Source organism: Vibrio sp. A37, assembly GCF_059777565.1.
In genome coordinates this window covers 1-3690 of sequence record NZ_JBLNLI010000049.1, presented here as the reverse complement: position 1 = coordinate 3690, position 3690 = coordinate 1, and the positions used below count along the sequence as shown (strand labels likewise).

The 3690-nt window shown below is 42.4% G+C and carries 2 protein-coding genes and 1 pseudogene; 1 reads left to right on the top strand and 2 read right to left on the bottom strand.

What is annotated here, in order from left to right; all coding sequences use genetic code 11:
- Positions 1 to 22: 22 nt before the first annotated feature.
- Positions 23 to 710, bottom strand: a pseudogene (locus tag ACM2FC_RS23400) (IS6 family transposase).
- A gap of 148 nt (positions 711 to 858) precedes the next feature.
- Positions 859 to 1515 (bottom strand): nitroreductase family protein, encoded by a 657-nt coding sequence (locus tag ACM2FC_RS23395; protein ID WP_498483445.1) that lies wholly within the window; start codon positions 1513 to 1515, stop codon positions 859 to 861.
- 648 nt (positions 1516 to 2163) lie between these two features.
- Between ACM2FC_RS23395 and ACM2FC_RS23390 the strand changes: the two genes are divergently transcribed.
- On the top strand, positions 2164 to 3486 hold the full coding sequence (locus ACM2FC_RS23390) for an ATP-binding protein (protein ID WP_498483444.1): 1323 nt from the start codon (positions 2164 to 2166) through the stop codon (positions 3484 to 3486).
- The last annotated feature ends 204 nt before the right edge of the window (positions 3487 to 3690 follow it).

Sequence of the window (3690 nt, the reverse complement as noted above, 5' to 3'; positions counted from 1 at the left end):
AGGCACCAATCTCCAGACGCACTTATCCTGCGAGAGCGTAAAATCGATCCACCGCGCTCTCGCCCTCCACGTCAATTTGTCCTCGTTTTAACATCGTCCACATCTCTCGACCATGAAGTGATTCTATTGCTCCTTCGACTGATTTCCAACCGAGAGCTTGCCGGGTTTTCTGCTCAACCCAGCGATGGCTCTGTTCCACAATATTATTGAGGTATTTGACATTGCAAATTTCTATCAAACAAAGCATAAAATACCCGATTAACCAAAGCTGAACATTCATCGCATCCAATGCCGCGTGATTCGCATGGCTCCGATCAATCACCACTTTCTCAGGTAAGCTGTTTTGCGCTATCGCCTTATTCAGAAAGGCTTTCGCCGATTTCTCATCTCGATGCTCACTGAGGTAGTAATCGATCACATCGCTGTACTTATCGACGGCTCGATAGTAGTACCAATACTGTTCTTTGATTTTGATGTAGGTCTCGTCCATCCGCCATGAACCCGAGACGGATTTCTTCTTTCGTCTAGCGCTGCTCTCTAGAATAGGAGCGAATCTCAGCACCCAGCGGTGAATGGTGGCGTGATCAACCTTAATCCCTCGTTCAGTTTGAATTTTATTCAATATCACGATAACTGAGCTTGTAAGCTAGATAATAGCGGATCGTTTCTAGGATGATGTCTTTGGGAAATTGATAACCTTTCAGATTCATAATCGGTGTGGACTGATGGCTAGATTACGGGTCATGATACCTCAATAGACATAGATGAGACAGAGCCCTTAACTCTATTGTTACTGCATCAAAAAAGCTCCAACACTAGCACAGCAGGAGCTTCACAAACCGACCTAGGGTGTATCAATTATATAGTAGTTAGGACATCATCCAATGCTAGGCGCGCTTTTGGTAAACCGTGGTTGTAATCTTCATCCGCTTTGGTGTAACCAAGAGCAACAGCAACTTCACATACGTGACCATCAAGCTCAGCTTCAAACTCTTTACCAACAAGCTCAGCATCAACACCTTCCATTGGCGTTGAATCAATACCTAAGCGAGCTAGCGTGTGCAGTAGATTACCTAGCGCAATATAAACCTGCGCTTTAGTCCAGCCGCCGTTATAACCGTTCTCATCAGTACACATCTCTGCGAAAAGATAAGCGCCCATGAATTGATCGTATCTATCCGCAGGTAGATGGCCAGAAGACACTTCAGCATCGACACGCTTTGAAAACTTCTCTTTGGTGAATTTAGGATCGTAAGCAAGAAGGATCGAATGTGACGCTTCTTTTGCATGCAGTTGGTTGAATTGGAAGTTGTTAGCAAACGTACCGTGGAAGCGCTCTTTTGCTTCGTCTGATTCAATAACAATGAACTTCCAAGGTTGAGAGTTAATTGATGACGCAGATAGGCGAAGTGCCTCTTTGATGGTTTTCATGTCTTCCTCTGAGATACGTTTACTAGCGTCATATTTTTTCGTTGCGTAACGCTTATTGAGATCCGCAATGATTGGATGTGCCATTATCGTTCTCCGTAACGGTTGGTCATAAATATCGTTGAATCAAATCAGTTTAACCTCATAAAGCTAAATGGCGTATAGATCTCCATCTCATGATCAGACTATCACTTGCATTTGGAGTGGTTTGATTTTTGAACGGTTCACTTGTTTTTAGCTGGTTGAATTTCAACCAAGTCTCAAAACAAAACGCTTTGCGATTTATTATCGGGTGGTGTTTAGTAATCTGATATTGAAGGTATTAGTATCCTTATTAACATTGGTTTACTGACAATCGATCACTCCACAGTGTCGGGCTGTTTAAGTAGAAATCTTTCTATTCAAGGGTTTCTACTTTTTTAATTCGCATTCAGCTTAAGAAGCTCATCAAGCGTGAATATGTTTATCAGGCCCGCGAACTTCTAAAATTAAAGGCGGCTGGACAGTCGTATCTGCTTATGGAAGCTGCGTAAGTCTCGATACTATTGAGCAACGGCTAAAGAAATAAGAAGCACCACCCGATGAGGTCGGTGAGAAGTCACAGTTCTACCTACATTTATATGCGCATAAAAAAGTTATTGTTAACATTTGTGCGCGCATAAAAGTGTTAAAACTTGCTTTTTTATGCGCAATAAAGTGTAATGATAAACACTATTTACTGAAAATGAGTCGTCCATGCAACGGTTACTTTTAGAAAAACTCTTAGACTGGAAAGCAAAAAAACAGCGAAAACCTTTGCTGATAGATGGCGCTCGCCAGACGGGAAAAACATACATACTGCAATCTTTGTTGGGCGATACTTTTGAGAAAGTTCTCCGAGTTGATTTTTTGGAATCGCCACAAATGTCTGAAGCTTTCGAAGGTTCACTATCGCCAGAAGATATTCTTTCCAATCTTGAGTTGTTGACGGGTGAGCTTTTTAACCCAGCTACTGATTTGCTAATATTGGATGAAATTGGTGAGTGTCCAAAAGCGGTGACATCATTAAAGTACTTTGCTGAAAAAGCACCGCACCTTTTTGTCTCTGCAAGTGGCTCGAACATTGGTTTACTCAATTCATTTCCAGTCGGAAAAGTAGAGCAGCACAACCTACGCCCTCTTACATTTCGTGAATTTCTAATGGCTTCAAACGAAGCACCGCTTATCAAAGCTTTTAGCGCTCAGGCCAACTCAGCGGCGGCGCACAGTAAACTGTTTGAAAAGCTCACTGATTACTATTTTACAGGGGGCATGCCCGAAGCTGTTAGAACATGGTACAGCCTAGCTGATAGCAGTATTGTAGAGCGCGTCCAGGCCGTGACGGATATTCATCGAGATTTAGTTTTGGGCTATCAGCGTGACTTTGGCAAGTACTCGGGTAAAGTGGACGCGGGATTGATTGAAGCTGTCTTTAACAGTGTGCCTTCTCAGCTATCATCGGTGGTGGATGAATCGGTAAAGCGCTTTAAATTTAAGGGTGTGTATGAGCGAAAGTCACGATACGGCGACTTTGAGAGTGCCATTTCATGGCTGGATAAGTGTCGCCTGATACTCAAAAACTACCCTATTGAAGGAATACCTCAAAGTCCATTAGCGGCCTACCGTAAAGAGAATATGGTGAAATTGTTCTTGTTCGATGCTGGACTCTTAAACCATATGCTTGGTGTGAGTTATAAAGAAATTAAACAGCAAGGTTACCAATACAAAGGGTTTGTTGCGGAAAACTTTGTTCAACAAGAGTTGGTCGCGCAAGGAGTCGATCCTACTTTTTCTTGGGGAGATGCGCGCGCTGAAATTGAATTTGTCGTATCGGATGACAGCGGTAATGTGATTCCTATTGAGGTTAAAAGTGGTAAACGCACTAGAGCAAAATCTCTTCAATCGTATATAACCAAATGCCAACCAGTAAAAACAATCAAATTAACGGGAACACAAGGCTCATCTCCGCTAGAACAACAAGATCTCGTTCTGCCACTTTATTATAGCGATTATGTGGTAAGCCGATACCTAAAAACGTAGTCGTTTCTCACTCGCTCAAGCCTAGTAAGTTGTCACAAAGTTAATTTTGCCTAAGTATGATAAATAGAAAAGAAGGCGAGCAAAATGATCATGTTGCTGTCACTGGTTTTCTCGAAGAGATAGTGAAATACTGTCATTCAGTTTAAAAGCTGAAGGATCCCCACGAATTTCATCATAGCCCCTCCATCTGTATTGTCAGCATCG